At 72.8% G+C, this 23021-nt stretch carries 20 protein-coding genes; 11 read left to right on the plus strand and 9 right to left on the minus strand.

Annotated features, from left to right (window positions below; translation table 11 throughout):
- Positions 1 to 159 precede the first annotated feature (159 nt).
- The gene (locus tag O0S08_RS39565) at positions 160 to 747 is read left to right on the plus strand and encodes an OmpA family protein (protein ID WP_269034665.1); all 588 of its coding nucleotides are present in this window, start codon (positions 160 to 162) and stop codon (positions 745 to 747) included.
- Between the two features lie 74 nt (positions 748 to 821).
- Positions 822 to 1664: a BON domain-containing protein gene (locus O0S08_RS39570; protein ID WP_269034666.1), complete on the plus strand. Its 843-nt coding sequence runs from the start codon at positions 822 to 824 to the stop codon at positions 1662 to 1664.
- A 54-nt stretch (positions 1665 to 1718) separates the two neighbouring features.
- Here O0S08_RS39570 and O0S08_RS39575 read toward each other — a convergent pair whose 3' ends face one another.
- Complete coding sequence (locus tag O0S08_RS39575) at positions 1719 to 3134, minus strand: DUF4215 domain-containing protein (RefSeq protein ID WP_269034667.1); 1416 nt, start codon at positions 3132 to 3134, stop codon at positions 1719 to 1721.
- Positions 3135 to 3409: 275 nt separating this feature from the next.
- Between O0S08_RS39575 and O0S08_RS39580 the strand changes: the two genes are divergently transcribed.
- On the plus strand, positions 3410 to 5470 hold the full coding sequence (locus O0S08_RS39580; RefSeq protein WP_269034668.1) for a cation:proton antiporter domain-containing protein: 2061 nt from the start codon (positions 3410 to 3412) through the stop codon (positions 5468 to 5470).
- A 29-nt stretch (positions 5471 to 5499) separates the two neighbouring features.
- Here the strand turns inward: O0S08_RS39580 and O0S08_RS39585 are convergent, their stop codons facing one another.
- Complete coding sequence (locus tag O0S08_RS39585; protein WP_269034669.1) at positions 5500 to 5751, minus strand: hypothetical protein; 252 nt, start codon at positions 5749 to 5751, stop codon at positions 5500 to 5502.
- A 127-nt stretch (positions 5752 to 5878) separates the two neighbouring features.
- Between O0S08_RS39585 and O0S08_RS39590 the strand changes: the two genes are divergently transcribed.
- Genes O0S08_RS39590 through O0S08_RS39605 form a run of 4 tightly spaced genes read left to right on the plus strand, consistent with a single transcriptional unit; the run spans position 5879 to position 9636 of the window.
- Complete coding sequence (locus O0S08_RS39590) at positions 5879 to 6958, plus strand: hypothetical protein (protein ID WP_269034670.1); 1080 nt, start codon at positions 5879 to 5881, stop codon at positions 6956 to 6958.
- Positions 6955 to 7554 carry an RNA polymerase sigma factor gene (locus O0S08_RS39595; RefSeq protein WP_269034671.1) on the plus strand — a complete coding sequence of 200 codons (600 nt, stop codon included), beginning with the start codon at positions 6955 to 6957 and terminating at the stop codon, positions 7552 to 7554. The genes O0S08_RS39590 and O0S08_RS39595 overlap by 4 nt, the downstream gene beginning before the upstream one ends.
- Positions 7538 to 8308, plus strand: a complete 771-nt coding sequence (locus tag O0S08_RS39600; RefSeq protein WP_269034672.1) for a tetratricopeptide repeat protein — start codon at positions 7538 to 7540, stop codon at positions 8306 to 8308. The genes O0S08_RS39595 and O0S08_RS39600 overlap by 17 nt, the downstream gene beginning before the upstream one ends.
- Complete coding sequence (locus O0S08_RS39605; protein ID WP_269034673.1) at positions 8305 to 9636, plus strand: hypothetical protein; 1332 nt, start codon at positions 8305 to 8307, stop codon at positions 9634 to 9636. The genes O0S08_RS39600 and O0S08_RS39605 overlap by 4 nt, the downstream gene beginning before the upstream one ends.
- An 86-nt stretch (positions 9637 to 9722) precedes the next feature.
- On the opposite strand, the gene O0S08_RS39610 is transcribed toward O0S08_RS39605, so the two are convergent.
- From O0S08_RS39610 to O0S08_RS39630, 5 genes are all read right to left on the minus strand, one after another.
- Positions 9723 to 10838: a hypothetical protein gene (locus tag O0S08_RS39610; RefSeq protein ID WP_269034674.1), complete on the minus strand. Its 1116-nt coding sequence runs from the start codon at positions 10836 to 10838 to the stop codon at positions 9723 to 9725.
- Positions 10835 to 11821, minus strand: coding sequence for a hypothetical protein (locus tag O0S08_RS39615; protein ID WP_269034675.1), 987 nt, complete (start codon positions 11819 to 11821; stop codon positions 10835 to 10837). The genes O0S08_RS39610 and O0S08_RS39615 overlap by 4 nt, the downstream gene beginning before the upstream one ends.
- Positions 11822 to 12123: 302 nt before the next feature.
- Positions 12124 to 12978 (minus strand): nucleoside phosphorylase, encoded by an 855-nt coding sequence (locus O0S08_RS39620; protein WP_269034676.1) that lies wholly within the window; start codon positions 12976 to 12978, stop codon positions 12124 to 12126.
- On the minus strand, positions 12975 to 13688 hold the full coding sequence (deoC, locus tag O0S08_RS39625; RefSeq protein ID WP_269034677.1) for a deoxyribose-phosphate aldolase: 714 nt from the start codon (positions 13686 to 13688) through the stop codon (positions 12975 to 12977). The genes O0S08_RS39620 and deoC overlap by 4 nt, the downstream gene beginning before the upstream one ends.
- A gap of 5 nt (positions 13689 to 13693) precedes the next feature.
- On the minus strand, positions 13694 to 14104 hold the full coding sequence (locus O0S08_RS39630; RefSeq protein WP_269034678.1) for a hypothetical protein: 411 nt from the start codon (positions 14102 to 14104) through the stop codon (positions 13694 to 13696).
- Positions 14105 to 14188: 84 nt separating this feature from the next.
- Between O0S08_RS39630 and O0S08_RS39635 the strand changes: the two genes are divergently transcribed.
- The gene (locus O0S08_RS39635) at positions 14189 to 14629 is read left to right on the plus strand and encodes a hypothetical protein (RefSeq protein WP_269034679.1); all 441 of its coding nucleotides are present in this window, start codon (positions 14189 to 14191) and stop codon (positions 14627 to 14629) included.
- Between the two features lie 69 nt (positions 14630 to 14698).
- Here the strand turns inward: O0S08_RS39635 and O0S08_RS39640 are convergent, their stop codons facing one another.
- Positions 14699 to 15679 carry a hypothetical protein gene (locus O0S08_RS39640; protein ID WP_269034680.1) on the minus strand — a complete coding sequence of 327 codons (981 nt, stop codon included), beginning with the start codon at positions 15677 to 15679 and terminating at the stop codon, positions 14699 to 14701.
- Positions 15680 to 15842: 163 nt separating this feature from the next.
- Here O0S08_RS39640 and O0S08_RS39645 point away from each other — a divergent pair, with 163 nt between their 5' ends.
- Together O0S08_RS39645 and O0S08_RS39650 are read left to right on the plus strand one after the other, a co-directional pair.
- A complete protein-coding gene (locus tag O0S08_RS39645) occupies positions 15843 to 17213 on the plus strand; it encodes a tetratricopeptide repeat protein (protein WP_269034681.1) in 1371 nt (456 codons plus the stop codon).
- Between the two features lie 211 nt (positions 17214 to 17424).
- Positions 17425 to 18018 carry a hypothetical protein gene (locus O0S08_RS39650; RefSeq protein WP_269034682.1) on the plus strand — a complete coding sequence of 198 codons (594 nt, stop codon included), beginning with the start codon at positions 17425 to 17427 and terminating at the stop codon, positions 18016 to 18018.
- 12 nt (positions 18019 to 18030) lie between these two features.
- Here O0S08_RS39650 and O0S08_RS39655 read toward each other — a convergent pair whose 3' ends face one another.
- Positions 18031 to 18864 (minus strand): hypothetical protein, encoded by an 834-nt coding sequence (locus tag O0S08_RS39655; protein ID WP_269034683.1) that lies wholly within the window; start codon positions 18862 to 18864, stop codon positions 18031 to 18033.
- Between the two features lie 247 nt (positions 18865 to 19111).
- On the opposite strand from O0S08_RS39655, the gene O0S08_RS39660 reads away from it, so the two are divergent.
- The gene (locus O0S08_RS39660) at positions 19112 to 22993 is read left to right on the plus strand and encodes a VIT domain-containing protein (RefSeq protein ID WP_269034684.1); all 3882 of its coding nucleotides are present in this window, start codon (positions 19112 to 19114) and stop codon (positions 22991 to 22993) included.
- Positions 22994 to 23021: the final 28 nt, after the last annotated feature.

Genomic DNA, 23021 nt, shown 5'->3' on the forward strand with positions numbered 1-23021 from the left:
CTCTGTCCCGAGAACATTTTTGTCATGATTAAAAGAACTGGCCGCCCCACGCGCAGCCGTGGCGGGCGGACGGGCGCACGCCGGGCGGGCGCGGCTCGTCGCTCGCGGATCAGCACGCCCGGCTTGACGGTCGCGCGCGCTCGCCAATCCTGCGGGCCCATGAGAGCCGTCCATGTGTCCCTCTGTGTAATTCTGGCGTCCGCGGCGGGCTGCCACAAGACCTCGGCCGACCGCCCGGTCGAGCACCCCGAGGACGTCGCCGAGCGCGTCGACGAGGCGCTGATCGCCGAGGCCGAGGAGCGGGAGGCCTTGCCGCCGGCGGCCGCCGTCGAGGCCGAGCCCGCGAGCGAGCGGCCCCTCGAGATCACCGGCGTGTTCATCGACGTCCCGCTCGCCACCGCCTGCGGGATCCCGCTGTCGCCGGAGGCCTACTTCGAGTTCGACGTGGCCGCGCTCGAGCCCGAGGACAACATCCTGCTGCGGCGCGTCGCCGAGTGCCTCACCACCGGGCCGCTGCGCGACCGCAAGGTCGAGCTGCGCGGCCACACGCCTGGGGGCCGCGACACGTACGACGACAAGGTCGGCATGTCGCGCGCCGATTCGGTCAGCGAGTTCCTCGCCACGCAGGGCGTCGACCCCGAGAGCATCGTCGTCCGCCCCGCTGGTGAGGCCGGCGCCGCGCCCGATGCACCGAGTGATTGGCCCTACGAGCGTCGCGTCGACGTCGTCTTGCTGCCGGTCGATTGACGTCGCGGCGAGCGCCGCCGCTTGCCCGCGCCCTGACCATGAACAAGACTTGTGGCGCGGAGGTAATCAATCCGATGACCCGGCGCAGACTACCCATCGAGGACGGATTTCGTCACCCAGGCGATTTCGGCCAGGGACCGCGTTTCCCCCTGGGATTCGCGGAATCTCGGGCCCCCCTCGCCGACGCCTCGTACCAGGGCTACGGCGCGTACGCCACGCTCGACGGCACGCGCGTCGACGAATCGGAGTACGCCGAGCTCGACTATACCGGCCTCGAGCTCGAGCCCGAGCTGACCCCACCCGACCACACCGGCCGCGGGCCGCGCGGCTACCGTCGCTCCGACGAGTCGATCCGCGACGACCTGCACGTCATCCTCACGGCGCACGACGAGATCGACGCCAGCGACGTCGAGGTCCTCGTCGAGCGCGGCGAGGTCCTCCTGCGCGGCCGAGTCCGACGCCGCGCGACCAAGCGGCTGATCGAGGACATCGCCTACCAGATCGCCGGCGTCCGCGACGTCACCAACCTGCTGCGGATCGGCCCGCACGCGCTCGCCCCTCGGACGGAGCCCGAGCAGTTCGCCGACGACAACGTCGAGAGCAAGCCCCGCAGCACCCGCAAGGACGACCACCCCTCGCGTCGCGACGCGTGGATCAGCGAGCACCTGCGCGACCGCGGCTCCTCGCAGGACGCGGCCCTCCGCGCCATCGAGCGTCGCGACCTGCGCAGCCACGACTACACCGGCCCGCGCGACACCTCGGCCGACGAACGCGTCGCCGCCCCCGAGCGGCCCCTCATCGTCCCCGATCCGCGCTGGCCCGCGCCCGAGCCCGTCGACGAGCAGGTCGAGCTCGACAACAAGGACCTCGACGCCGAGGAGCTCAAGCTCGAGGACATCGACCAGGACGAGACCTGATGTGGCCCTTCGGGCATGCTCTCTCGAGCATGCCCGAAAAGCCATGTCCGATCGTCACGGCCCGTACTTGCGGACCCACACGTCGCTGTTGATGTCGGGCGCCACAGTGACGGTCCCCGTCACCACCACCCCGCCGTCGGGCGTGAACGCGACGTCGGTGGCGGAGTCGACCCCGCCGTTCATGCCGGCGACGACGTCGGTCCAGATCTCGCCGCCGTCCGCGTCGTAACGGCGGATCCACAGGTCGACGTCGTCCTCGCCCACGGCCGTGCCGCCGGCGGCGACGAAGCCGCCGCCGGCCACCGCCGCGATCGCGGTGGCCTCGTCGCTCTGGCCGAACGCCCCCACGAACGTGTCTGTCCACAGCACCTCCCCGGCGCCGTCGTACTTGCGCAGCCACGCGTCGGCGAAGCCCCCGCCGGTCTCGACGCGGCCGGCGACGTAGACGACCCCGTCCAGCCCCCAGTCGTTGCCGCTCACCCCGCCGTCGACCGTGTCCATCCACCCGGGCGCTCCGTCGGGCCCGTATTGCAGGATCAGGAGGTCGAACCCCTGCGTGTCCGTCGATTCGCGCCCGACCGCGTAGACGTTGCCCGCGCCGTCGACCGCCACGCCGCTCAGGCTGTCGAGCCCGCCGCTGGCCCCGACGTGCACGCGCGACCAGATCTCGCCGCCGTTCTCGTCGAACTTGCGCACCAGGCCGTCGGTGTCCTGGGCCTGCTTGATGTTGCCGACCACCACGAAGTCGCTGCCGGCCATCGCGATCGCCGCGCCGGCGACCGGCGCGGCGTCGGTGAATTGCCACACCAGCTGACCCGTCGGCGTGCACTTGCTGAGCCAGAACAGACCGGGCTGCCCCTGCGCGATCGTCTGCCGGCCGACCGCGACCATGAACCCGCTCGGCTCGGCCGCCAGCCGGATCGCCGAATCGGCGGCGTTGACTCCGCCGTCGTATTGTTGAGTCCACTGGCTGACCCCGCTCGGGTCGAATTTCTGGATCCGCGCGTCGGGCCCTGCCGCCATGTCGACCACGCTGGCGGCGATGTAGATCTCGCCGGCCGCGTCCACCGCGATCCCCCCGGCCAGGTCCTCGCCGTTCTTGCTGCCCTCGACGATCGCCGTCCAGCACACCTGCCCCGGCTCCGGCTGTCCTTTGGTACAGGCGGTCGTGCAGCAGTCGTCGTCGACCTGGTTGCCGTCGTCGCACTCCTCGTCGCCCGAGACGACGCCGTCGCCGCACACCGGCACCGGCGGCTCGCTCGTGCTCGTGGTCGTGAACGTGGGATCGAGCGTCGGATCTTCCGTGGGATCGGCCGTCGGATCGACCGTGGTCGCGGGGCCGACCGTGGTGGGCCCCACGGTCGTCCCCTCCGTCGTCGTCGTGCTCTCGCCGTCGCCGCCCGGAGGCGTCGGCTGACAGGCGACGAGCGGCAGCAGAGCGACGACCGGGACGCAGGCAAGCCAATTCATGATCGCCGACTTTAGACCACGGCTTTCGCCCGCGAAAGCCGGCCCGGCCGCGCGCTCGCGCCCCCGGACCGCGATCCGGCACCTGCGGCGGACTCAGCGTCCAGGCCCCTCCGCGCCGCGCCGCCACGCGCTCCGGCTCGCATGTCCGAAAGGTCCGCCGACTGCGCGCCCGTTCGGCCGTCTCGTCGGTCGCCGCCGTCGATCCACGGCGCCGAGCGCTGCGCCTCGCTGCGGCGCGCTCGCCGACCTGCGGCGCTATACCTCGCCACCCTTTCATGGCCGGCGACGTCGTCCATTACATTCAGGATCTGAGCGTCATCCTGGCGACCGCCGCGATCACCAGCATGCTCTCGCAGCGGCTCAACCAGCCGCCGGTCCTCGGCTACGTGCTCGCCGGCGTGCTGATCGGCCCGTACGTGCCCGGCATCGAGGTCGGCCGCGACAGCGGCTTGCTGACGCGCGACCTCTCGGAGTTCGGGGTCATCATGCTGATGTTCAGCATCGGCCTCGAGTTCAACCTGCGGAAGATCGCCCGGATCGGCCCCGCCGCCGGGCTCACCGCGCTGTTCGAGGTCGCGCTGATGATGACGCTCGGCTTCGGCTGCGCGCGTCTGTTCGGCTGGGATCGCTTCCAGGCGCTGTTCGTCGCCGCCTGCATCTCGAGCTCCTCGACCATGATCGCCGCCAAGGCGTTCGAGGAGCACCGCCAGCGCGCCGACTTCGTCGACCTCGCCTTCGCCATCCTCGTGTTCGACGACATGCTGACGATCCTCGTGTTCGCGCTGCTCACCGCGGTCGCCGGGGGCAGCGGCGTGTCGGCCGGCGACTTCGCCTGGTCCGTCGGCCAGCTCATCGCGTTCTTGCTCGCCCTCCTGGCCCTCGGCCTGCTCGTCATCCCCCGCTTCATCCGCCGCGCCGCCGCCCACGAGCGGCCGGAGACCCTGCTGATCGCCAGCGTCGCCGTCTGCTTCATCATGACCTCGCTGGCCGCCGCCGCCGGCTACTCGATCGCTCTCGGCGCCTTCATGGCCGGCATGCTGGTGTCCGAGTCGGGCGAGGGCCACAAGCTCGAGCCGCACGTGCTGCCGCTGCGCAACATCTTCGGCGCGGTGTTCTTCGTGGCCGTCGGCATGCAGTCCGACCCGCTCGAGATCGCCACCCAGTGGCCGCTCGTGCTCGCGCTGACGGCGGTGGTCGTGGTCGGCAAGATCGTCGGCGTCTCGACCGGGGCCTTCCTCACCGGCAACGGCCTCGGCAACGCCGTGCGCGCCGGCCTCGGCTGCGCGCAGAACGGCGAGTTCTCGTTCATCATCGCCGCCTTCGCCGTCGCCAGCGGGATCCTCGACAAGAGCATCTTCCCGGTGGTCGTCGGCGTGTCGCTGCTGACGCAGATCAGCACGCCGCTGCTGGTGCGCCGCTCGGAGCGGATGGCCGACGCGCTGCAGCGGTGGTTGCCGGGCCGCCTGCAGACGTTCGTCGACTTCTACGAGTCGTGGATCGAGCAGCTCCGCACCGCGCCGCGGGCGGTGACCGTGTGGAGCCGGGTGCGGCGGTCGGTGATCCTGCTGGTGGTCGACGCGGCGCTGCTGATCGCCAGCGCCGCAGGCTCGCGGCTGATCCACTGGGACGTGGTCAAGTTCTTCGCCGACCGCTTCCACCTGCCGCCGTCGCTGGTCGACGTCGTGTGGGTCGCGCTGTCGCTCGTGGTCGTCGGCCTGTTCTTCCTCGGCGTGCTGCGCCACCTGCGGGCCGTCGCGCGCACTCTGGCGCGCATCGTCGTGCCGGCCCACGTCGACGACGGCCCCGACCTCGGCGCCGCGCCGCGCCGCGCCCTCACGGTCGCCCTCGAGGTCGCCCTCAGCCTCGCCGTCAGCGGCCCTCTGGTGGCCATCGCCCAGCCGTTCGTGCCGCTCAGCACGATCCTGTTCGTGCTCGGCCTCATCGCCGTGGTGCTCCTCTACGACGGCTGGCGCAGCCTCGCCAACCTGCAGGGCCACGTGCGCGCCGGCACCGAGCTCATCGTCGCCATGCTCGCCAAACAGAGCCACGAGGGCAGCGACGAGCATCGACAACTGCCGGGCGTGCGCGACCTGCTGCCCGGCTTCCCCGACCTCGCGCCGCTGCGCCTCGACCCCGGCGACTTCGCCGTCGGCCGCACCCTCGCCGACCTGCAGCTGCGACAGCGCTCCGGCGCCACCGTGATGGCGATCCGCCGCCGCTCGACGCCCGACACCTCGCCCGCCCCGCACGCCCCGCTCGACGAGGGCGACGTGCTCGCCCTCGCCGGCACCCCCGAGGCGATCGCCCGCGCCCGCGAGATCCTCGAGCGCGGGTGATCTCTTCTTCTCTTCTGAGCGAGAGAAACTTACGACGGCTCGCACTCAGGCGGCGGCCCGTCGCACCACACGCTGCGATACGCGCCGCAGTTGTCGACGCCCTCGTCGCACATCGGCGAGGTCTCGAAGCACACCTCGCCGCGCGTGTAAACGCGGCGGGTGTTCTCGTCGACCAGCCCGGCGATGACGTCGACGACCTCCAGATACGCGCAGTCCACCTCGGCGGTCACCGGGTGCTTGCCCCGCGTGATGTGAACCGCGCCCGCGTCGCTGTTGATCACCCGGCCACCTGGCCTTTTCGCCATGTCGCTCCTGCGCCCGACGGCCGGGCGGGAGTCCGCCGCTCGGACCTGCCCATGATCCGCCGAGGCGTGCAGACGGCCGTCGGACTCGTTACTCTCCGCCGTGGTGCCGGCCCCCGTCCTCGCTCTCGGCCTCGCCGCCGCGCTCGCCCCGGCGGGCGTCGACCTCGAGTGGCAGGCCCCGGAGGGCTGCCCTCCCGCCGGCGACGTCGCGGCCGCCACCGCGAAGCTCCTGGGCCGCCCCCTGAACCCGGGAGAGGCCGGCGAGCGCGTCCACGCCCGCGCCACCGTCACGCGCGAGCCTCGCGGCTTCCGCCTCGACCTCGAGCTGCAGAGCCAGGCCGGCCGCGACCGCCGGAGCCTCCGTGATCGCCGCTGCCAGGTCCTCGCCGACGCCGCGGCCGAGATCCTCGCCACCGCCGTCGACCCGAGCCTCGCCCCCGCGGTCCCGCCCCCGCTGCCGCCCGAGTCCGATGGGACATGGCCTGAAGAACCTGAATCTTCAGACATGTCCAAAACGACTCCAGCGCCGACTCCGACGCTCTTCAGCCCCGTCGCCCCGCCCCCTGCCGCGCCCGCGCCACCTGCCGCGCCCACGCCTCCCGGCCCCGGCGCGGACGACCCCCTCGACGCCCCGCCGCCCACGCCCGCACCGGCCCCGCCGCCCGATCCCTTGCGCGCTTCCCTGCGCCTCACCGGCGTGTTCGATCAGGGCAGCCTGTCCGGGCCCACCGGCGGCCTCGGCCTCGCTCTCGGCGTCATGCGCCGCCGCTTCCGCGTCGAGCTCGGCTTGTCCGGCCTGGCGCCGCGCGAGGCCCGGCTCGACCCGACCCAGCCGCCGGGAGCACGCCTGTCCTTGTGGACAGCTTCTCTCCGCGCCTGCGGCGTCGCCGGCTTGCGGCCGCGGCTCGAGCTGGCCGGCTGCGGCGGCCTCGAGGCCGGGGCCTTGCTGGGGGCCGGCTTCGGGGTCGAGGACGCGCGCACGCGCGCGCAGCCGTGGCTCGCGATGGTCGTCGGGCCCGAGCTGGCGGTGCCGGTCGCGCGGCGGGTCGCGGTCACCCTGGGGGTCGACGCGGTGGTCCCGATCGTGCGGCCGCTGTTCGTCCTGGACGGCATCGGACCGGTGTTTCGCGCCAACCCCGCCGCCTTCCGCGCCGTCCTCGGCGTGCAGCTGCGAATTCCATGATGGACCGGACGCGCGGCGGCCAATCCCCGCTCGACATGCCTCCGCTCGCCGCGCGGTCCGGTCCTTCGGGGGTCGCCTCCGAGTTCGCCGTCGTCTTCCGCGAACACCACGACTTCGTGTGGCGGGTCCTCCGCTACTTCGGCGTCCCCGCCGAGGCCGTCGACGACAAGGTCCAGGACGTCTTCCTCGTCGTCTATCGCCGGTGGGACGACTTCGACCGTCGCAGCTCGATGCGCAGCTGGCTCTACGGCATCGCCCGCCGCGTCGCCGCCGATCTCCGCCGCGGCACCGAGCGCGCCGAACGGCGGCTGCGCGCAGTGCCCGATCGCGCGCCGGCCGTCGAGCCCGACCAGGCGCTCGCGCAGGCCGAGGCCGCCGCGTTCGTCGAGCGCTTCCTCGCCACCCTCGACGACGACAAGCGCGAGGTCTTCGTCCTCGCCGAGCTCGAGTTCCTCACCGCGCCCGAGATCGCCGCCGCCACCGGCGCCAACACCAACACCGTCTACTCGCGACTTCGTGCCGCGCGCGCCCTGTTCGATCGCGCGGTGCGACGCTTCGCCCCCGAATTGCGGAGGACCCATGGCCAGCCACGATGACGACTCGCGCGATGTCCTGCTCGCCTATCGCGCGCGGCACAGCCCGCCGGCTCGCGCCGCCGCCGACAACTGGCAGCAGCTCGTCCGGCGCATCGACGCCGGCGAGCCCGCGCCCGTCCTCGGCCTCACCCGGCCGCCCGCGCGGCCTGCCTCCTCGTCGGCGCGCGCCTGGACCTTCGGCCTGCTCGCCGCCGCCGCCGTCGCCCTGCTCGCCGCCCGCCTCGTCTGGCCCGAGCAGTTCTCCGCGCAGGGCCGCGACCTCGGGGCCGCCGCGCCCTACCAGCACGAACCCGACGCCCGGCCGCGCGCCGTCGAGGTCCCGACCCCGCCGCCGGCCCCGACCGCCGCGCAACCTGTCTCTACGGACATCTCCTCGCTCGCCCCGCCGACCGCGCCGAGCGTTCAGCGACCTGTCTCTTCGCCCATGCCCGAAAAGACAGCCTCCGACGTCGACCTGGCGAGCGAGCTCGCCACCGTCCGCGCCGCCGCCCAGGCGGTGCGAGCCGGCGACGGCGCCGGCGCCCTGCGCCACGCCGACGCCTACCTCGCGGCCCACCCGCGCGGCTCTCTGGTGCCCGAGGCGCGCCTGCGGCGGCTCGAGGCGCTGTGCCTGCTGGGGCGGGCCGACGAGGCGCGCCGCGAGGTCGACGCATTCCTCGCCGACTACCCACATTCACCCCTGCGCGAGCGGGCCGCGGGTGCCTGCAATTCGTCCGACGATTCCGGCGACCCGCGGCCATTGCCCGGTCGATGACACGCCTACCCTTCACCCTCTCGTTGCTCCTCCCCCTCGTCACCGCCTGCGAGCTCAAGGGCATCACCCTCACCGGCGGAGACCCCGACGAAGAGACGACCACCGGCGAAGGCCCGGGCAACTCGAGCAACAACCCGACCACCAGCGTCGAACCCTCCACCGGCACCGACGGCACCACCGCCACCGACACCACTGACGGCACCACCGGCGAACCGCCCGCGCCGGTCACCGCCGTCGACATCCTGTTCGTCATCGACAACTCCGGCAGCATGGCCAGCCGCCAGAGTCAGCTGGCCTCGAGCATGCCCGCCCTGCTCGCCGACCTCGACGACCTCGACCTGCGCATCGCCGTCACCACCACCGACATGGGCAATCCGCGCTGCTCTCCCGCCCAGACCAAACCCGCGGGCGGCAGCTTCGTCCTGCGCAGCTGCGTCGAGGCCGTCGCGGAGGGGCTGTTCTCGTTCAACGGGGAGGACTTCTCGAGCGCGTGCACCAACAAGTGCGCGCTCCCGGACCTCGCGATCACGCCCACGACCACTGCCCTCGACCCCGAGCCGCGGCCCCGTCGCTGGCTCGAGCGCACGGGCGGCAGCCTCAACGTCGACGCCGACCTGGTCGACGCGCTCGCGTGCGCGTTGCCGCAGGGCGTCGCCGGCTGCGGCTTCGAGTCGCCGCTGGAGGCGATGGCGAAGGCGCTCGAGCTCACCGGCTTCGCCGACAGTCTGTCCAACCACGGCTTTTTGCGCCCCGAGGCCGACCTGCGCATCATCTTCGTCACCGACGAGGCCGATTGCAGCTACGTCCCGGAGTTCGCCGACATCTTCACCACCAACAAGACGTTCTGGCCCGATCCCGAGTCGCCCGGGCCCTCCAGCGCCGTCTGCTTCAACGCCGGGGTGAAGTGCGAGGGCGCCGGCCCCACCTACTCGAGCTGCGAGTCGGCCGACTTCGCCAGCGACGGCGCCCTGACGCCCGACCCCGAGCAGGCCGTGCTGCGGCCGGTGTCGAACTACGTGCAGGTGCTGCAAGACATCCAGGCGACCAAGACCGGCGGCGCCTCCGTGCAGCTGTTCGCCATCGCCGGCGTCCCGATCGGCTTCGAGACCGGCAACGTCCCGCTCGTCTACGCCGACGACCCCGACCCCTCGCAGCAGGAGCTGTTCGGCATCGGCCCCGGCTGCGTCGTCCCCGACGAAGTGGACGGCGGCGCCATCCCGCCGAGCCGCCTGCTCGACTTCGCCGCGGCCGTCGGCACCCCGCGGTTCTATTCGATCTGCGACAGCAGCTACGACGCCGCCATGGCGGCCGCCGGCGCCGCGCCGTAGGAGCCCTCGCATGCATCGGACATGGCCTCCGCGGCTGTCCGAGAGGCCATGTCCAATTCGCGGCGAGCGCTCCGCGGCCGCTCCTGTCAATAGAACACGCGCACCGTCACCGCGAAGAACAGGGCGAAGCTGACGGGCCAGTAGGCCAGCTTCGGCAGCAGCACGTCGCGGTACGCGATGAAGCGCGGGTGCGGCCCCGGGGTCGCGGTGATGTACACCACCACCGACACTGCGAGGATCATGAAATAGGCGACGAAGTAGAAGTATTCGATGTAGAGGATCTGCGGCGTCGACACTTCCTCGCGGATCCGCAGGTGGCCGACCAGGGCGACGAACAGCAGCGCCGCGTTGGTCGCGTAGGCGGCCGAGCTGGTGAAGCCGTGGTGCTCGGCCTTCTCCTTGTCGAGGCTGGCGGTCATGAGCACGCCGAACAGCAGGGTGGCGACGATCATCAGCGGCAGCAGGTTCGAGACGAACGCGTCGGTGAAGTTGCGCGTCAGCCGGACCTCGAAGCCGAGCTCCGGCGCCTCGCCCTCGCCGGCGAACCCCGGCAGGCCGAAGCCGGTCCGCCGCTCGGTGGTCGCCAGCGAGAACTCGCTGGTCTCGACGCTCCAGCCCGGCACCTGCAGTCTGTCCCTCAGGCCAGGTTGCAGCGCGGGGAACATCGCGTGGTAGGCGGCGAAGTTGGGCACCAGCACCACATCCTCGGTCGGGTCGGCGTGCCACATGCGCAGGACCACGCGGCGCTCGTCGATCGGGAACTTGGCGTAGTCGAACCGGCGGTACAGGGTAGTGCGGAAGTACCAGCCGATCACCTCGCCGCGCGGCGTATCGACCCGCCAGGCCCGACGCATCACGTCGTCGTCGACCGGGACCGCGTCGGGGAACACCACCCCGCACTTCAGCTTGCGCGGCGCCGCCTTCGGATAGAGCTGCCAGATGTGCCCGGTCAGGATCACGTCGTGCGGCCCCGGGAACACGATCGCTTGCAGCTCGATCCCCGTCTCGATCCGCGTCGGCGGTGGAAGTCCCGTCCGGCCGGTGCGGCGCGCCAGCTCGGCGACGAACCGGTCGACCGAGTCCGTGTCGAACACCGGCGTCGCGTGCGACGGGTCGACGCCCTCGAGCTCCAGCCGCCACACGAACACCACGCCGACGGCGAACGGCAGCGTGGCCGCCACCGCCAGCCACCACGGACTCATCGCCGACCTCCTGTCAGCAGCAGCGTCGCGGTCGCGGTCAGCGTCGCCAACACCGCGACGACGATGTCGATCTGGCGCCGCCGCAGCGACGGCTCGGCGGCGACGATGTCGTCGCGCAGGATCACCGCGATCAGCGACCCCCCCGAGGCCGGGATCGGCGCCTGGATCATCACCGCCGCCCGGCCAGTCAGCGGATCGGCGGCTTGCAGACTGCCCGCCTCGCCCGCGGCGGCTCGCCGGCCGAGCTCGCGCAGCCGCGGGTCGCCTGTCTCTTCGGCCAGCTCGTCCGGCGTCCTGGCCGCGCGCACCCAGTCGACCTTCGGATGCGACAGCGAGCGTCCCTCGCGCGACAGCAGCCACGTATAGCCGAACCGTCCGGCGGGCAACGACTGCCGCAGGGCCTCGAGATCGTGCAACGACAGGCTGGCGCACACGTGCCCGCGCGCGCTCGGGCGGCCTGGCGGCGACCAGGGCCCGCAGAACAGCGCGAGGTAGTGCCCGGACCAGGTGCCGCGGACCGGCCCGCCCCAGGCCGGCTCCGTCTGCGCGGCCGCGAACGCGTACCAGTCGGTGCCAGGGACATCGACGGAGCGATCGAGGCGCACGTGCGTCCTGCCCTTCACCCCGCGGATGTCGGCGGGGACCAGCAGCGCGCCGCCGGAGCCCGGGAACACCACCACCACGCCGAACAGGTGCGGATGAGACGCGGCCTCGTGCGCGAGCCGGCGCTCGACGTCGGCGAACGACAGGCGACCGGCGGCGAGGTCGGCGATGAGGCCCTGGACCGCGGTCATGCACTCGCGCTGCGCCGCGTCGAGGTCGGCCGCCGCGGCCCGTGTGGCGGCCGCGACGTCCTCGTACACTGCCTGCAGCAGCGACGCGCGGGCGCGGAAGAACTCGCGGGCCTGCAGCGCCACCAGCACGAGCCCGAGCGCCAGCACCAGTTCGGCCGCGACGGCGCTCCTGGGACTGCAGGGCGACATCCGCCCAAGCCTTACGCGCGCCTGCGGCGTCGGCCACGCGAGGCGGGCGATCGCGCGGCTCCGGTCCGCGTGCAGAGCGATCGTCGGCCGCGCGCACGGGCGCGGGCGCGCGTGCGCGGCTCTCGTCCGATCGCGCCCGCGCCGCCCGCCGCGGCTAGCCCCGCGACCAGGGCATTTCGACCCCTCCTCGCGCCGCGATCCGGCAGCGCGAGGAGGGCGCATATCGGAAGATGTAACTGACGAAGAATGCAGCCAGCGTGACGGAGCACAAGCGAGGGAGGGCCGAAACGGCCCGGTCGCGGCTACGTGCCCGACTGGTTCAGACCGAGGCCGGGGTGCCAGATCGGCCGCGCCCCGCGGGCCCGCTCCATCGCGTCGAGCAGGTGGAGCGCGCCCAGGCCGGTGGCGACACATGCCTTTTCGGCCATGTCCTTCTGGTCATGTGAAATGAACACGTCGTCGGCGCGGGTGGCATAGACCGCGCACACCGCCCCGGCCACGAACCCGCGCAGGGTCGCCAGCGTCAGCAGGCACGCGGTCTCCATCTCGAGGTTCTTGACGCCCTGCCTGGCCAGGCGCTCGACGATGTCGGGCTCGCGCGGCGGGAAGCCGGCGATCGACCGGCCTTGGCCGGCGTAGAAGCTCGGCGAGGTGGCGGTCACGCCGACGTGGTAGCGCTGGCCGATCGCGTCGGCGGCGGCCGCCAGGGCCATCACCGCCTGCGGGTCCGCGACCGCCGGGTAGGAGTCCTCGACGTAGAAGCGGGTGGTGTTCTCGAGCCGCAGCGCCGCCTGGGAGATGACCAGGTCGCCGAGCGCCATGCCCGGCTGGAGCGCGCCGGTGCTGCCGCAGCGGATCATCACCGGCCGCTCGACGCACTGGCACAGCTCGACGATCGCGATCTCGGTGCTGGCCGCGCCCATGCCGGTGCCCATCACGCTGACGCGCAGGCCCTGGTGGCGGCCGGTGATCGTCACGTACTCGCGGTTCGAGCGCTCGAGCTCGACCACCTCGAAGTTTCCGGCGACCCGGCGCGCGCGCTCGGGGTCGCCGACGAGGATCACGTGGCGGGCCACCTCGCCGGGCTTGAGGGCGATGTGATACTGGCGGCCCTCGGCGTCGCGGACGACCGTGGCGGACTCGTAGCCTTGCGTCATGCTTGCTCCTGACCTGTCCCGACGACCCTGTCGAAGGGGACATCTTCGTCCCAGCCGGCGACGATCGCCGGCGACGCGCTGGCGCCGAGGCGCGACGCGCCGGCGGCCAGCATGGCGCGGGCGGTCGCGGCGTCGGCGATCCCACCGCTCGCCTTGACCCCGAACGCCGGGCCGACGGCCGCGCGCATGCGCTGGACCGCCGCCACCGTCGCGCCCCCCGGACCGAAGCCCGTCGAGGTCTTCACGAAGTGCGCCCCTGCGGCCACGCTGAGGCGGCAGGCGACGTCGATCTCCTCGGGGGTCAGCAGCGCCGTCTCGAGGATCACCTTCGTGAGGTGCTGCCCGCCGCCCGCGCCGACCACTCCCTGGATGTCCGCGAGGACAGCCGCCTCGTCGCCGTCGCGCAGGGCCCCGAGCGCGATCACCATGTCGAGCTCGTCGGCCCCGTCAGCCACGGCCTGGACCGCCTCGGCGGCCTTGATCGCCGGCGTGTTGGCGCCGAGCGGGAAGCCGATCACGGTGCAGACCTTCGTGCTCGCGCCCAGCGACGCGAGAGCGCCGCGGGCCAGCGCGACCCGGCACGGCTGCACGCACACGCTGAAGAACCCGTGCTCGTGGGCCTCACGGCACAGCTGCTCGATCTGCGCCGCGGTCGCGGTCGCGCGGAGCAGCGTGTGGTCGATGATCGCGGCGAGCTCGGCGCGGCGCATGGGCTTCAAGTGCGGCACTCGAGCAGCTCTTGCTCGATGTCCCCCGGCAGATCCGGGCAGTCCTCGAGGTCTTCGGCCGCGTCGAGACCGCAACCCAGGCGAGCGAGGTCGGTGCAGCTCTTGCTGTTGAGGCAGCTGGCGAGGCGGTTGTTGACCGCGGTGCGGCAGTCGAGCTGGGACTCGTAGTTGGCCTCGGCGTTCTTGAACAGCGCCTCGATGCAGGCCTGCTCGCCGGCGGTGGGGGGCGCCTCCGCGCGGCACTCCTCCTCCGACGAGTAGCCGACGTGGCCGCAGGGGCACCCGGCCACTGCCGCGGCGACCAGGGACTCGTTGTAGTCGTCGACGTGCGGGCCGACCCCGCAACCCGCGGCGAGCGCGACCAGAACGGACACGATGGGCATGGAGAGGCGCTTCATGGGCAGTTCGCTCCTGCGGCCGAGACGGCCGGCGGGCGGACCATAACAGCAGGGACCGCGTGCGACAACCGCGTTGTCTACCCGATGACCGCCGGCGACCTGGTACATTGCGCGCACGTGATGGTCGGTCGCTGGTTCTGGTCCTTCGCCTTCACCCAGCTGGTGGAGGTGCCGATCTACCTGCGCGCGCTGGGCGGGCCCGACCGCGTGCCGACGCTCGCGTGGCCGCAGCGGGTGGGGCTTGCCTTCCTCGCCTCGGCGCTGACGCACCCCTACGTGTGGTTCGTGTTCTTCGGGGTGTTCTACTCGCGCGCCTACGAGGACCTCGGCTACCGCTGGCCGTTCCTCGAGGTCCACCGCTACACCATCTACTTCATCGTCGCCGAGACCTTCGCCGTGGTCGTCGAGGCCCTGCTGCTGCGCGGCTGCGGCCTCCGGCGCGCGTTCCTGTGGGCCCTCCTGGCCAACGCCACCAGCGCCGGCCTCGGCTTCTTGAGCCGCTACTACATCGGCTGGCCCGGGTGACATGCGCGAGAGGACAGATCCATTTGGACATGTCCTCTCTATCATGCCCTTCAGGACATGCTCGAACGCTCAGTAGCGACGGGCCGGCGGCGGCGGGGCGTACTGGTTGTGGCGCTCGCTGGTCGCCGGGAACGGCCGCGGGTCGTGCGGCGGCGGCGGCGAGAAGTACGGGTCGACGATGATCCCGCGGGCGCGCAGGTTCTCGGCGCTGTCGTAGTAGACCGTCATCATCACGTCGGGCCGGCGCTTGCTGCGGCGCTCGAACGTCACCTCGCGCACCGAGCTGTGGGTCGTCTCGCCGTACTGGGTGCCGAGCCGCGGGCTGCGGTTGTACTCGGCCGCAGCCTCGCCCTGCGCGTAGCCGCCGGGGCCCGGGGACGCGCTCTTGGCGGCCGGCGCGTCGGCCGGCGCGGGCGGCGGGGCCGGACGCGCCTCGCTCCCGGCCGCGCGCCCGCCGGCGTCGTAATCGCCGTAGTACGGCTCGTAGTAGGGCCGCGTGGCGATCGGCGGCGGCGGCTCGCGCCGCAGCTTGCGCGGCTGGTGCTCCTTGAACACCGCCACGCCGATCACCCCGACGTGCTGCGGCGTGCCCCAGCGGCCCGAGTAGCTGTTGCCGACGTCGGTGAAGCGGAACGCCGCCACGTGGTCGAGCGACTGGCGGAAGCCCTCGATCAGCACCGAGCCGTACGGCTCGAGCACGTAGCCGCGCTGCGTCTTGTAGTTGCCGAGCTGCCCGCTCACCACGTCGCGCCCGTCGACCGTCACCACCGCCTCGACGCGCTCGCCCGTGTTGTTGCGGACGCGGATGTTGTAGCGCTCGCCCATCTGCCCGGCCACGAACATCGAGCCGCCGTGCTGGTAGGTCGGCAGCGCCCCGCCGTACCCGCTCTCGATCGACAGCGACACCTCTTGCCCCCACGGCGCCACCGTCTGCCCCGCATCGGTCCACGGCCGGTGGGCCTCGGCGACGCCCGGTCCGCAGGCGAACACCGCCGCGCCGAGGAGAAGGGTCGCAATCAGGCCGAAGGACTTGCTGCTGGGTCGTCGCATGATCGTCTGTCTCCGCAGGCCCCGAGGGGCCCGTTCCGGCCGTTTGCCGGCCTCGCGCCCCGAACGCCCCCCTGGCGCCGCGACTTACAGCCGGGCCCTCCGTGAAGATCGTCACGCCTCCGGCCCCGAGGTCGCGAGCGCCCGCGCGCTACCCTTCGCAGCCGTGTCGCCCCGCCGCTCCGCCCTCGCAGTCGCGCTCGCCTTTGGCCTGTCTCTCGGGACAGCTTGCAAGGGCCGCCCGTCCGCCGGGCCCGAGCCCGGCGCCGCGCAGGTCGCCATGGGTTCGTGGCCCGAGTGGCTGACGCTCACCCCGCTGGTCGAGGCCGCTCGCTCGCACGCCGGGCCCACCACCGTCGCCGCGCTCGAGAACGCCAGCAAGCTGCTGAAGGACGGCAAGGCCCGCACCGCCGACGATGCCCTCGCCGCTCTCGCCGACAGCGAGGGTCGCCACTGGATCACCGTCGCCCGCGCCGATCTGGCCGCGCTCTACTTCACAGTGTGCATCCGCGGCGTCGCCTGGCGGCTCGTCGACCTCGACGAGAAGACCCCGCCCACGCGCAAGAGCGACTACAGCGAGAACACCAAGCTCGGCCCCGGCGACATCGCGGTCGAGGCCATGCTGACCAACCTCGACGCCGCGATCGTCGCCAAGGAGCCGATCCTCCAGACCCAGGCGCGGATCGCCCGCGCCCGCGCGACCGCCTACGTGTCGCGCTGCCCGGCCTCCAAGGAGGTCGCCGAGATGGCCCAGGGCGTGCTCAAGGGCGACCTCGCCGCCCTCGCGGCCGAGAACCACCTCACCCCCGACCTCGCGTTCCTGTGGGCCGGCGTGCAGATGGGCGAGTACTCCGGCGCCGCCGCCAAGCCGTTCCTGCTGCTCGCCCGCGAGGGCGGCTACGACGAGCCGACGATCTCCACCATGCTCGCCGTCATCGCCCTCGAGCAGCGCGAGTTCGCGGCCGCCGACAAGCACGCCGCCGAGGCCGAGGCCAACTACAAGAAGCTCGGCGACGTCGAGCAGCAGGCCCAGGCGCTGTTCCTCCGCGGCGAGGTCGCGCGCAACAAGGGCGACCTCAAGGCCGCGCGCGGCTTCTACGAGGCCGCGCGCAAGCTCGACGGCTCGCACCTGCCGTCGCTGATGGGCCTCACGCGCATGACCCTCGCCGCCGAGGGCCAGAACGCGGCGATCCGCCAGCTCCAGGCGGCCTTCCCGTCGATCCTCCTCGAGGGCCCGCTGGTCACCGACAAGCTCGAGCTCGCGCTCGACAACCTCGAGGCCTATGTCACCCTGCCGCAGGAGAACGACCTCATCACCGTCTGCCGCGACGCCCTCCTCGCCGACGTCGAGCTCGAGAAGGACCTCATGCGCCGCGGCCTGCGCTACTTCTTCGCCGCGACCATGGACGCCCGGCTGGCCGAGTACGACCACGCCCGCTCGCACGCCGTCCTCGCCCGCGACGAGTTCGACACCGCCAAGATCCCGCCGCCCATCGACATCAACGCGTTCCTCGAGCGGCTCGATCGCGTACAGTGACGGAATGCGCCGGCGCACCGCCGGATACCTCGGCGACACCATCGCCATCGACGAGGCCTGCCCCGGCGAGCTCGACGACCCCTGCGTCAGCCTGCCTGCGGGCTGCCGCCACCCGCAGGGTTGACGTCCGCCTGAACGCTGCTCCCCACCATCGTAGCCCCAGGCGAGGCCGCTCGCCTGCGCCGCGGCGAGGCCGTGTTAGGATGCGGCCATGCGACGTCTCGCGGCCCTCTCGCTCCTCGCGGTCGCCTGCATCATCGGCGAAGATCCGGTCGAGGAGATCAACCCCAAGCGGCTCACCGACCAGAGCGGCGCAGTGTTCGCCTGGGACTGCACGCAGTACACCGGCTGCGAGGTGCGGCGGATCGAGGGCTCCGCGCCGCTGCCGAGCTGCGACGACGGCTACCGGGCCTGGTACGGCTACTCGTGGTCGCGCTTCCTCTCGATCGACGGCGCCTGCGTCGTCCCGAACGGCTACGGCGCGTGGGAGTTCGTCGACGAGTGGAGCCGCATGGTCGTGTGCGAGGCCGACAGCGACTGCCCGCAGCTCAACTTCTTCCTCGACCCCGACGGGTTCGAGTGCCGCGCCGGCTTCTGCCAGAGCAACGACCGCGCCGCCTACCCGCCCGGGGTGTTGCCGCGTCGCTTCGAGATGATCGACCTCTGCCTCGGCGACGTCGCCCGCGAGGACGGCTGGGACGACGGCGAAGAGTTCTGGGCCGCGCTCGACGAGGCGTGTCCGTCCGACGACCCGCTCGAGCCGTGCGCGTCGCTGCCGCCCGGCTGCCCCGACACCCGCGAGTGACTCGCCCGCGGCTCAGGCGATGAGGCCCGAGCGCGCGTCCTCCGGCAGGTGCTCGAGCGCCGACGCCAGCTGGTCGCGCACCGCCGCGGCGATCTTCTTGAGCAGCGCCTGCGCCTGCTCCTTGTTGCCGCCGGCGTCGACGAACGCGTCGTACTCGAGGCGGGCGAACTCCAGCATCACCACGGGACCTGGCTGAAGAGACAGGAGCGGCCACGAGTAGCGCTCGACCGAGTGCTCGGCGTTGGGCGACAGGCGCCAGCGGTTGGCCAGCATGAAGCGGTCGTGGCCCTCGAGCGCCGCGGCGAGCGGCCCGCCGAGCTTGGCGATCACCGCGTCGCGGCTGGTCAGCAGGCGGTGCTGCAGCTTGAACGCCTCGAGCCGCTCGCGGCGGTCGTGCGGCGGGTAGCGCGGGTCGTCGCGGCGGAACGCCAGCCACGACAGGAACTCGTGGTTGTGGCGCCACGCCAGCCGCTGGGCCTCGATCTCGGCCACCAGCTTGGCGATGCGGTTCGAGTGGCGGCGCTTCAGCGACACCCCGGTCTCGGTCATCATCTCGCGGATCTCCCGCGAGAACAGCGACAGCGAGGTGTGGCTGCGCGTCTCGTCGATCGCCTCGAGCGCGAGGCCGACGCCGAGGCCGACGTGCGCGGCGATCTGGATCGTCGTCACCACGATGCGCTCGTACAGGATCGGCATCACGTGCTTGAGCTCGTCCTGCGCGACCGTGCGCGCCTTCTCGAGCGCCTCCTGCTTGGCCGACGTCAAGCTGCGGCGGAGCTCCGCCACCGTGGGGTCGTACGCCGGATTGTCCGCGTGCGCGAGGAAGACTTCCTTCGCCGAAGCCATGGGGCGCTAACAGTAAGCAACATCGCCGCGCCTGGCTATAACTTGGCGAGATCCGCCGCGGATCATCGACGCGGCGCAGATGTGGGCGGCCACGCGCGAGCCCGCCCGGCCGTGCGCCCCCCGCGAAGGCCCCCCGCGGCGCTACCGACTGTGTAAGGATGGCCCGCTGCCCCGCGTTTTTCGGGCCGAGCGCCGGGCGAGACCACACCCCAACCCAGGGACGTTCCCCGCCCCGCCGGAGCCACCCATGCCGCACGCGCGACGCCTCCTCTGTTCGACCCTGTCCCTCGCGCTCGTCACCGCCTGCAACCCGCCGGCGTCCCCCGCCACCGAGGGCCCGGTCGGCCCCGGAGGTACCCCCGTCGCCCCTGCAGACCCCAAGGGCGAGGCCGTCGCCGAGCTCACCAACTTCTCCGGACCGGTCGGCGCGCGCACCGAGGACCTGCCCGAAGGGACATTCCTCGGCCCCGGCGCCAAGCTGCGCGGCGGCCAGATCCTCGTCGTCCCGCGCGGAACCATCGTCGAGGTCCGCCTCACCGGCGGCACTGTGCTGCGGATCAACGAGGACACCCGGCTCACCCTCCCCGAAGCGCCCACCGCCCGCGCCCTCGACCTCGACCGCGGCGAGCTCGTCGCCATCGTCGCCGCCGACCAGCCGCCGCTGGCCCTGCGCGCCGGCCCCGACACCTTCGACGTCTCGAGCGGCGAGGCCCGCGTCCTCGCCCGCGGCGACCGCCGCAGCTACGACGTGGTCTATGGGTCAGCCCGCCTGCGCACCGCCGGCCAGGACGTCCCGCTCGGCCCCGGCGCCCACGTCGACACCCCGCTCGCCCCGCAGCAGCCGGCCCGGCCCGAGGTCAGCCTGCGCCCGCTCGAGGACACCGCCTGGTCGCGCGCCTTCGAGGCCGCGGCGCGCCTGGCCGACGCGGTGCCCGCCGGCGTCGGCAGCTTGACCGCGCGCCGCGCCGGCAGCCAGACCGAGCTCTACAAGCTCGCGCTCGTCGATCAGAAGGTGAACGTCGCGATCTCCGGCCGGATCGCGCGCACGGAGATCGAGCAGACCTTCTACAACGAGGCCGCGGAGGTGCTGGAGGGCACGTACCGCTTCCCGCTGCCGGCCGACGCCTCGATCTCGGGCCTCCAGCTGTTGGTCGGCAACACGTGGATGAGCGCGGAGATGCTGGAGAAGCAGCGCGCGCGCGAGATCTTCCGCCAGATCGTCGACGCCACCATCCCGCGCGACCCGGCCCTGCTCGAGTGGGAGCGCGGCAACATCTTCAAGCTCAAGATCTTCCCGATCCCCGGCCGCGGCGAGCGCAAGATCCGTCTCAGCTACACGCAAGTGCTGCCGGTCGTCGGCGACGACCTGCGTTACCGCTATCCGATGACCGGCGCCAGCAGCGGCGCCAGCGGCACCCAGATCGAGAACTTCGAGTTCGCCATCGCGGTCGACAAGTCGGAGCTGCCGGCCAGCGGCGAGCTGGTCACGCCGATGGCCGCGCTGCAGCGGCGCGACCTCGGCGACCGCGTCGAGCTGGCCACCCGGTCGCAGCGGTTCCGCCCGGTCCACGACCTCGGCGTCGACATCCCGCTGCCCGAGGGCGACCGCCGCGTCCACACCGAGACGCACCTCGACCGCGACGGCCAGGCTTACTTCATGCTGGCCTTCAAGCCAGATCTCAAGCTCACCGCCAGCGACCGCCCGCGCCACGTCGCCTTCGTCCTCGACCGCAGCCACAGCACCACCCCCGACCTGTGGACCGTCGCGCGCAGCCTCGTGCAGTCGACCGCCGCCACCTTGCGCGACGGCGACCGCATGACCGTGCTCGCCTGCGACGCCGCCTGCGACGTCGCCCCGGGCGGCCTCGGCCCCGCCAACGGCGCCCACCTCGCCGAGGCCGAGCGCTTCCTCGACGCCCAGACTCTCGCCGGCGCCAGCGACCTCGGCGGCATGATGCGCGCCGCGGCCACCGCTCTCGGCGGCGACTCGGCGGACCCGAAGGCCAGCCAGGCCGAGCGCGTGATCGTCTACCTCGGCGACGGCAGCCCCAGCGCCGGCGCGCTCGCCCCCGACGAGCTGCTCCGCGACGTCGAGCGCCCGCTCGCCGGCACGCGCGTGCAGGCCGTCGCTCTCGGCGCCCGCTCCGACCTCACCGTCCTCTCGGCGCTGGCGCGCAAGACCGGCGGCGACCTGCTGCGCGCCGACGCCAAGGACGACCTCCGCGGCCTCGCGCGCGAGCTCGGCGTGCGCGCGGCCCTGCCGGTCGCCCGCAACGTCGACCTCAACCTGCCGCAGGGCATGGTCTACAGCCACCCCGAGCAGATCGCCGGCGTCCGCCCCGGCGAGACCATCACCCTGGTCGGCAAGCTCAGCCAGCCCGTCCACGGCCCGCTGACGATCCAGGCCACCGGTCCCGACGGACAGGTCGTTTCGGACAGCATCCAGGTCGACCTCGAGGCCGTCCCGGGCCCCGACGCGTCGCGCCGGGCCCACCTCCCGCGCACCTGGGCGCGCGAGGAGATCGAGGCCCTCACCGCCGGCCGCGGCCACGCCGCGCGGGCGGAGATCATCGACCTGTCGCGCCAGTACACCGTCCTGTCGCGCTACACCGCCCTGCTCGTGCTCGAGAACGACGCGATGTACCGTGAGTTCAACGTCGTGCGCCAGTCCGGCCGCACCACCGGCTGGACCGGCAAGATCGAGCCCGGCACGGTCGACGCCAAGGGCACGGTCGCCCCGACCGGCGGCGTGCCGGTGACCACCGCCCCGGCGCCCGCGCAACCTGACCCGAAGGACATGTCCTCCATCGGCCCCGACACCAAGGCGAGCGAGGCCCCCGAGCCGGCCCCGCCGCCGGCGCCGATGGCCGACGCCGCGAGCAGCACCCGCCTCAACAAGGACAAGAACGCCGAGGGCGAGCTGTACGACTCGCTGACCCAGGAGCAGGAGCGCGACGAGAACCGCCGCGCCCGCGGCGAGACCGAGGCGACCCCGCCGTCCGAGCCCGACGCGCCGATCGACCTCGACGACGCGCCCGCCGAGGAGAAGGCCGCCTCTCGCCCCGCCCCGACCTCGCCCGCCCCCGCCCCGGCCAAGAAGGAGGCCGCCAAGGCCAAGACTGACATCTCGCTCGACGACATGCTCGCCGGCAGCGGCAGCAGCAGCGGCGGCTACAGCCCGGGCGACGGCGTCGGCCGCGGCTACGGCGGCCCGCGCCCGCGCCACCCCAAACCTGTCTGGAAGGTCAGCCCCGCGACCGCGCCCACCGCCTCGACGCTCGCCAAGATCGACGCCCTCCGCCGCGGCGTCGACCTCGACCCGACCAGCCGCTCCGCCCACCGCAAGTTGGTCCAGGCGGCCATCCGCGCCGGGGCCACCGACTCCTTCACCTACGCCCGCGCCTGGGCCGAGGCCGACCCCGACCACGCGCCCGCGCTGATGGCCGTCGCCGACCTCCTCGCCGCCCGCTCCGACCCCGCGGCCGCGCGCGCCTACGCCTCCGCCGCCGAGGTCAAGCCGTTCGATAGGGCGCTGCACCAGCAGCTCGCGCAGGCCTTCGCCAGCAAGGGCGACCTGGCCCGCAGCTGCGCCCACCGCCGCGCCCTCGTCAGCATCGACCCCGCGCGCCCCAACTACCGCGTCGACCTCGCGCGCTGCCTCTCGGGACAGGGTCAAACGGACATGGCCCGAGAGACACTCACCGCCGCACGCGCCCGCACGCCCGAGATCGCCCGGGCCATGCGCGACCTCGACCTCGGGTCCTTGCGGCCGCAGATCCCGGACCTGCCCGGCGCGGGCGACCTGCGGGCCAGCCTCGTGTTCACCGGCGCCGGCGACGTCGACATCGCCGTCGTCGACGCCAGCGGCCGCCGCCTCAGCGCCTTGCGTCCCGACGACATCCTCGTCGCCGAGACCGCGAACGCCGAGGAGCTGATCTACCGCAGCGTCCGCAAGAGCCTCGCCCTCGAGGTCTCGCGGATCTCCGGCCAGGGCGCGGTGACCGGCCAGCTGACTTTGCGCACCCCGAGCGTCACCCGCACCTACCCGTTCACCCTCGACCAGGGCAGCTTGCGCCTCGCCACCGTCGGCTACAGTCTCAATTACGGCCGCGTGTACTACTACGAGTGACGCACGACCGAACCTCCGCCGACGTACC

Source organism: Nannocystis punicea (assembly GCF_026965555.1).
Lineage (GTDB): Bacteria > Myxococcota_A > Polyangia > Nannocystales > Nannocystaceae > Nannocystis > Nannocystis punicea.